The organism is Massilia niastensis DSM 21313 (genome assembly GCF_000382345.1).
Classification (GTDB): domain Bacteria; phylum Pseudomonadota; class Gammaproteobacteria; order Burkholderiales; family Burkholderiaceae_D; genus Telluria; species Telluria niastensis.
Map to the genome: position 1 here is coordinate 102,375 of NZ_KB908095.1, position 6,233 is coordinate 108,607.

Genomic DNA, 6,233 nt, shown 5'->3' on the forward strand with positions numbered 1-6,233 from the left:
GCACTGGCGGCGCCTGCAGCCACAAAGGAAAACCGCCGTTGCCGCGGGCTGCGGGAACGGCGGTTGTCGTTTGGTTGCCTGCCGAACTTCAGCGCAGCACGAGCTCCAGCGCCGGCTTTTCGCCGTAATCCTCGTAGCGCTCGTTGATGCCGCCCACGCAGTAGGCGATCTCTTCGAACAGCTCAGGCGCCTGCGCCTGCATCTTGCCGGCATCGAGGATGACGATCTGCAGCGTCTCGTTCTCCTTGAGACGGAACCTGGTCATGTTCTCCTCGTCGCGCAGGTAGCTCATGCAATCCACCCAGGCATCGATGCTGTCGGTGTAGGTCTCAGGAAAGCCGAACGCGCGCCGGCTTTCCGCGTGGAAGGCCGCCTCGTCGACGATGGCTGCGCCGTTCAGTTCCACGCTGGCCATGTCAGCCCTTCAGCCCGATCACGTCCTGCATGTCGTACAGGCCGCTGGCCTTGCCGGCCAGGAAACGCGCGGCGCGCAGGGAACCGTGGGCGTAGGTCACGCGGCTGCTCGACTTGTGGGTGATCTCGATGCGCTCGCCGATGCCGGCGAACAGCACCGTGTGGTCGCCGACGATGTCGCCGCCGCGCACGGTGGCGAAACCGATGGTCGACGGATCGCGCTCGCCGGTCACGCCTTCGCGGCCGTAGACGGCGCATTCCTTCAGGTCGCGGCCCAGCGCGTCGGCGATCACCTCGCCCATCTTCAGGGCGGTGCCCGACGGGGCGTCGACCTTGTGGCGGTGGTGGGCCTCGATGATCTCGATGTCATAGCCTTCCGAGAAGCTCCTGGCGGCCATTTCGAGCAGCTTGAGGGTGACGTTCACGCCCACGCTCATGTTCGGGGCGAACACCACGCCCACTTTCTCGGCAGCGGCGCGGATCGCGGCCTTGCCGGCGTCGTCGAAGCCGGTGGTGCCGATCACCATCTGCTTGCCGTTGGCTGCGCAGTACTCGAGGTGGTGCAAGCTGCCTTCCGGGCGGGTGAAGTCGATCAGCACGTCGGCCCGGGCCAGGGCGGCCGCCAGGTCGGACTGGATGATCACGCCGGTCAGCTGGCCGGAGAATGCACCGGCGTCGCTGCCGATGAAGGGCGAACCGGCGACGTCGAGGGCGCCCGCCAGTTCCGCGTCCGGCGCGGCCTGGATGGCTTCGATCAGCATGCGGCCCATGCGGCCGCTGGCGCCGGCAACGGCGATTTTCAAGCTCGTCATGACTGGCTCCGATTACGGTTGGATTGGCGCCGGCGCGTCGCCGGCCTTGACCGGCTGGACCGGACGGGTTTCGGGCTTGGCCTTGCCCGTGGACTTGGCCGGACCGGCGATGCGGTTGATGTAGTCGCGCTCGCTCGGCAGGTTGCCGCCTTCGAAGCGTTCGACCACGTCGTCCTTGAAGTACACGGTGACGCGGCTGGTGGTCAGTTCGCCATTGCCGCGCGCGAGGTAGAACGGGTAATCCCAGCGGTCGACGTGGAAGGCGTCGGTCAGCAGCGGCGTGCCCAGCAGGAAACGGACCTGTTCGCGGGTCTGGCCGACCTTCAGCTGGTTCAGCATTTCCTGGGAGACGAAGTTACCCTGCTGGATGTCGGGACGGAAAGGCGAGAAGACCCAGAAGAACTTCTGCAGCTTGGTGGCCTGGACGGTTTGCGCGCCCGCGTTGGCGGCCGCGGCGGATTTTTCGGCGTCGGCGGCCGTTGCGGCCGGGTCCGTATTCACCGGCGCGGCAGGACGCGTCTGGTTACGCCAGGAGGCGCAGCCGGACAGCATCAGCGTGCATGCAAGGCCCGCCGCCAGCGCAGCCCTGGCTGGAAATCGATGAAATACGGCATGTTTGACGCGCATAGATAACCTCAAAACGTTGGGGGAACCTCGAAAAACCGTAGCGAGCGGCAGCACTGTTGGCCGAGAAGCGCAGCTGTACGAGAGTACAGCGAGCATCGCAGGCCTGGGCGGCCCCGCCGACAGCGCAATGCGTAGCAGGTTTTTCGAGGTTCCCTTGAGCGGGAGCTCCAAAACGCTATATCATAAAGCACTCTGCCAATATACGAGTAACAAACATGAGCAACAACCCGACCGACCTGAAGGCCAGTGGCCTGAAGGCCACCCTGCCGCGACTGAAAATCCTGGAAATTTTCCAGAACAGCGCAGTACGGCATCTGACGGCGGAAGATGTCTACAAAATCCTGCTGGCTGACAACATGGATGTGGGGCTGGCGACGGTCTACCGCGTGCTGACCCAGTTCGAGCAGGCCGGCCTGCTGAACCGCAACCACTTCGAAACCGGCAAGGCCATCTATGAGCTGAACGCCGGTTCGCACCACGATCACCTGGTCTGCCTCGACTGCGGCCATGTCGAGGAGTTCTTCGACGAGGAGATCGAATCGCGCCAGCACAAGATCGCCGTCGAACGCGGCTTCAAGATCGCGGAGCATGCGCTGGCCATCTACGGCAACTGCGTCAAGCCGAACTGCCCGCGTAAACAGCACTAAGCAGCACCAAGTCGCACCCGACGGCTTTCCCGTCCCCAGCACGCTTCCAGGGCGTGCTTTTTTACGGCTGGCTCAGCGCGTTCGACAGCAACTTCGCCGTAATATCGACAATCGGGATGACGCGCTCGTAGGCCATGCGCGTCGGCCCGATCACCCCGAGCGTCCCCACGATCCGGCCGTTGACCTCGTAGGGCGCGGCCACCACGCTCATTTCCTCCATCGGCACCAGCTTCGATTCGCCGCCGATGAAGATCTGGATCCCGCCCGCCTTGCTCGACACGTCGAGCAGCTGCATCAGGCCGGTCTTCTGCTCGAACATCTCGAACATCTGGCGCAGCGAGCTCATGTTCGACGACAGGTCCGACACCGACAGCAGGTTGCGCTCGCCGGAAATCACCATGTCGTCCCCCTCGGCCATCGCCTCGCTGCCGGCTTCGACCGCCGCCTGCATCAGGCGTCCCATGTCGTCGCGCAGCTGGCGCAGCTCGCCGGTCAGGCGGCCGCGCACCTGGTCGAAGCTCAGCCCGGCGTAGTTCTGGTTCAGGTAGTTGGCCGACTGGGTCAGCTGGGCCGGCGTGTAGTCGACGTCGGTCAGCAGCAGCCGGTTCTGGACGTCGCCGCGCGGATCGACGATGACCAGCAGGATGCGCTTCTCGGACAGGCGCAGGAATTCGATCTGCTGGAACACCGATTCGCGGCGCGGGCTCTGCACCACGCCGGCGAACTGGGACAGCGAGGACAGCATCTGGGCCGCGTTCGCGATGATCTTCTGCGGCTGCTGGAACGGCAGGCGCATGCGCTCGGCGTCGACCGTCTTGTCGTCGAGGTGGCGCACGGTCAGCAGGGTATCGACGAACAGGCGGTAGCCGCGCGGGGTCGGGATGCGGCCGGCCGAGGTGTGCGGGCTGGAGACATAGCCCATTTCCTCGAGGTCGGCCATGATGTTGCGGATCGTCGCCGGCGACAGGTCGAGGCCGGAAATCTTCGACAGCGCGCGTGAGCCTACCGGCTGGCCGTCGGCGATATAGCGTTCGACAAGCGCTTTCAGCAGGGTTTGGGCACGATGATCGATTGACATGGTTCTTGATTCTTGGGAGCAAAAAGCTTTGCGCTGATCATATTGTACGTTGGGACGCAGCCCGTCAGCGCAAGGATTGTGTGCGCCGGATCAGCCATGTTCCTGTTGCAGCCAGCTCAGCAGCTCATCCAGGCTGCTCACTTCGCCGTCCGGCCGCACCTCGTGTGCGAGCTCGTTGACCTGGCCGATGCGGTTCATCCAGACCGCGCGCAAGCCGGCGCGCTGGGCGCCCTGCACGTCGAGCAGCAGGTTGTCGCCGACATACACGGCCTCCCCGGGCGCCACGTCCAGCGCCTCGCAGCCGGCCAGGAAGATCGCCGGATCGGGCTTGGCCACGCCGAGCCGGGGCGCCGAGACCGAGCCGTGGAAATGGCGCGACAGTCCGATCGTCTCCAGGTCGGCATTGCCGTTGGTGATGGAACCGATCCGCACCCGGCTCTTCAGGCGCAGCAGTCCCGGCAATACATCGTCATAGGGAATCACGGCGTTGCGCGCCGCGAAGAACTCGACCATCGCCAGTTCCACCTTGCCGACATCCTCGCCGGCCTGCTCGAACGCGGCGATCAGGCCGGCGCGCCGCAGCGCGCCCAGGTCGAGCTCGAATTCCGGCCGCCGCGCCAGCAGTTCCAGCCTGGCCTGGCGCAGGGTGTCGATCGTGTACTGCCGGACCACCCGCGGCGCATGCTCGGCCAGCCATGCATAGAGAATTTTCTCGGCCTCAATGATGACCGGCGCGATCGGCCACAAAGTGTCGTCTAAATCGAACAGAACGGCTTTCGGCCAGGGTCTCGTCATAGTGCGTGGGGGTAGGATGGGAAGGCGCTTCCAGCATAGCGAGCCGCTCCCCGAAAATCAATCATACCCGGCCGTTACACCGTGATACAAAGGCAAATAGACCTGCTGCTTGGCAAATGCACTAAAATGTTGGGCGATTTGTCTATCCAACTGCGCTGCCGCGCATTCCCGCTGATCTTTTGGAGAAATTATGAAGAGTTCCTACCTGCGTGCCGGCGCCGCGCTGGCCTGCACGCTCGCCCTGTCCGCCTGCGGTGGCGGCGACGGCGAGCTGGTGCTGGGTGGCTCCTTTGCCGGTGTCACGAAGACGGGCCTGGTCCTGACCAACAATGGCGGTTCCGACTACGCCGTCCCGGTGCCGGCGAATAGCACCGGCGCCGGCACCTTCGCGTTCCCGACCCTGGTCTCGACCGACGACCAGTACAACGTCGAGGTCAAGGCGCGCCCGTCGAACACCGAGACCTGCGAAGTGCGCCAGGGCCGCGGCCGCGCAGCCTTCCACGTCCAGACCGTCCAGGTCATCTGCACCATCAAGACCCACGAGCTGAAGGGAACCATTACCGGCCTCAAGGGCGAACTGGTCCTGGTCAACGGCGCCGATCGCCAGACGCTCGGCGCCGGCGCGACCTCGTTCACCATGGCCAAGGTGTCCGAAGACGCCGCCTATGGCGTCGCGGTCCTGCAGCAACCTGCCAACCAGTCCTGCACCGTCGCCAATGGCAGCGGCACCATGGGCGCCAACGACGTCACCAACGTGGTCGTCACCTGCGCCCCTTAATTCTCCTGGAGCAAACCGAATGAAGTCTTCCCTGATCCGTCCGGCGCTCGCGCTGACGCTGGCCCTGGGTCTCGCCGCGTGTGGTGGCGGTAGCGACAAAGCCGAGTTCACGGTGGCCGGCACCATCGGCGGCCTGGTCTATCCTGACCTGGTTCTGATTAATGGCGGCACGAGAATCAATGTTGCGCCGCCGGCCAAGGCCGGCGATCCGGTGACCTTTGCATTCCCGAACAAGCTGGAATACGGCGATGAGTACCACGTCCTGATCGATCGCCAGCCGCAACACCAGACCTGCGAGTTCCCCGGCACCTTCACCAACGACCTGATCAACAAGGATACCGCCGGCCGCCTGGCGCGGATCAATGTCATCGTCAATTGCTTCATCAATGACTTTGCCATCGGCGGCAAGATCAGCGGCCTGACCGTCGACGGACTGCAACTGGCGAACGGCAGCACCACCGGCATCCTGACCCTGACCAAGAACGCGACCACGTTCGACTATGCGATGCCGCTGGAGGTTCCCTACAACGTGAGCTATGGCGTGACCGTGGTCAAGCAACCGGACGGCCTGGTGTGCACCGTGTCGAACCCGACCGGCGTCATGGGCGACGCGCCGGTGACCAACATCAACGTCAACTGCGTACCGCGCACCTGAGCTCATCAGTTATACGCAATTCTTATGTCGAGTATTTGAAAGGGAAATTGGACTTATATGCTGTAGCGCAGCATACTAACTCCTGTCTCCTCCAACTCTCCTCAGAAAAGAATTGGATTTCAGCCCGCCTCCCGGCGGGCTTTTTTTTGGTTCATCACGGATTTCCGGGAAACGCGGCTTTGATCTTGAGGAAAAAGAAGTCGCTATCCCGGTAGCCATAGGCCATCCGCTTCATCACCTTGATACGGTTGTTGATGCCCTCGAGCTGGCCGGTATGCATCGGCCAGCGCAGCCGCGCTGCGATGCCTCGCCAGTAGGGTTTTAACTTGGTGGCGAATTTCCTTAGCGGCTCGATCCCGCTGTCGTTTGCCATCTTCAGCCAGCTTCGCCAGGCGCGCAGCCACTGCCACCCGCCGGATGTCTGCCA

At 63.8% G+C, this 6,233-nt stretch carries 9 protein-coding genes; 3 read left to right on the forward strand and 6 right to left on the reverse strand.

Features of this window, described 5'->3' with window-relative positions; all coding sequences use genetic code 11:
• Positions 1 to 88: 88 nt before the first annotated feature.
• The 3 genes from H162_RS0113640 to H162_RS30820 are packed head-to-tail and all read right to left on the reverse strand — an operon-like array spanning position 89 to position 1,853.
• Positions 89 to 415, reverse strand: coding sequence for a barstar family protein (locus H162_RS0113640; RefSeq protein ID WP_020654035.1), 327 nt, complete (start codon positions 413 to 415; stop codon positions 89 to 91).
• Position 416: 1 nt separating this feature from the next.
• On the reverse strand, positions 417 to 1,226 hold the full coding sequence (gene dapB, locus H162_RS0113645) for a 4-hydroxy-tetrahydrodipicolinate reductase (protein ID WP_020654036.1): 810 nt from the start codon (positions 1,224 to 1,226) through the stop codon (positions 417 to 419).
• Between the two features lie 12 nt (positions 1,227 to 1,238).
• Positions 1,239 to 1,853 carry an outer membrane protein assembly factor BamE gene (locus H162_RS30820; protein ID WP_211223702.1) on the reverse strand — a complete coding sequence of 205 codons (615 nt, stop codon included), beginning with the start codon at positions 1,851 to 1,853 and terminating at the stop codon, positions 1,239 to 1,241.
• A gap of 215 nt (positions 1,854 to 2,068) precedes the next feature.
• On the opposite strand from H162_RS30820, the gene fur reads away from it, so the two are divergent.
• Entirely contained in the window at positions 2,069 to 2,500 is a 432-nt protein-coding gene (gene fur, locus H162_RS0113655) for a ferric iron uptake transcriptional regulator (protein WP_020654038.1), read from the forward strand.
• Between the two features lie 61 nt (positions 2,501 to 2,561).
• On the opposite strand, the gene hrcA is transcribed toward fur, so the two are convergent.
• Both hrcA and H162_RS0113665 read right to left on the reverse strand, forming a co-directional pair.
• Entirely contained in the window at positions 2,562 to 3,578 is a 1,017-nt protein-coding gene (gene hrcA, locus H162_RS0113660) for a heat-inducible transcriptional repressor HrcA (protein ID WP_020654039.1), read from the reverse strand.
• Positions 3,579 to 3,668: 90 nt separating this feature from the next.
• Entirely contained in the window at positions 3,669 to 4,373 is a 705-nt protein-coding gene (locus H162_RS0113665; protein WP_040787350.1) for an HAD family hydrolase, read from the reverse strand.
• Between the two features lie 190 nt (positions 4,374 to 4,563).
• Between H162_RS0113665 and H162_RS0113670 the strand changes: the two genes are divergently transcribed.
• Both H162_RS0113670 and H162_RS0113675 read left to right on the forward strand, forming a co-directional pair.
• The gene (locus tag H162_RS0113670; protein WP_026354614.1) at positions 4,564 to 5,151 is read left to right on the forward strand and encodes a hypothetical protein; all 588 of its coding nucleotides are present in this window, start codon (positions 4,564 to 4,566) and stop codon (positions 5,149 to 5,151) included.
• Positions 5,152 to 5,170: 19 nt separating this feature from the next.
• Complete coding sequence (locus H162_RS0113675; protein ID WP_026354615.1) at positions 5,171 to 5,806, forward strand: hypothetical protein; 636 nt, start codon at positions 5,171 to 5,173, stop codon at positions 5,804 to 5,806.
• Positions 5,807 to 5,960: 154 nt separating this feature from the next.
• Here H162_RS0113675 and H162_RS33230 read toward each other — a convergent pair.
• The coding region (locus H162_RS33230; RefSeq protein ID WP_020653248.1) for a transposase at positions 5,961 to 6,233 on the reverse strand (273 nt) is incomplete at its 5' end.

What these genes read in the sequence shown, in the direction of transcription:
- H162_RS0113640 (WP_020654035.1), bottom strand. Translation starts at nt 415, where the DNA reads ATGGCCAGCGTGGAACTGAACGGCGCAGCCATCGTCGACGAGGCGGCC.
- dapB (WP_020654036.1), bottom strand. Translation starts at nt 1,226, where the DNA reads ATGACGAGCTTGAAAATCGCCGTTGCCGGCGCCAGCGGCCGCATGGGC.
- H162_RS30820 (WP_211223702.1), bottom strand. Translation starts at nt 1,853, where the DNA reads ATGCGCGTCAAACATGCCGTATTTCATCGATTTCCAGCCAGGGCTGCG.
- fur (WP_020654038.1), top strand. Translation starts at nt 2,069, where the DNA reads ATGAGCAACAACCCGACCGACCTGAAGGCCAGTGGCCTGAAGGCCACC.
- hrcA (WP_020654039.1), bottom strand. Translation starts at nt 3,578, where the DNA reads ATGTCAATCGATCATCGTGCCCAAACCCTGCTGAAAGCGCTTGTCGAA.
- H162_RS0113665 (WP_040787350.1), bottom strand. Translation starts at nt 4,373, where the DNA reads ATGACGAGACCCTGGCCGAAAGCCGTTCTGTTCGATTTAGACGACACT.
- H162_RS0113670 (WP_026354614.1), top strand. Translation starts at nt 4,564, where the DNA reads ATGAAGAGTTCCTACCTGCGTGCCGGCGCCGCGCTGGCCTGCACGCTC.
- H162_RS0113675 (WP_026354615.1), top strand. Translation starts at nt 5,171, where the DNA reads ATGAAGTCTTCCCTGATCCGTCCGGCGCTCGCGCTGACGCTGGCCCTG.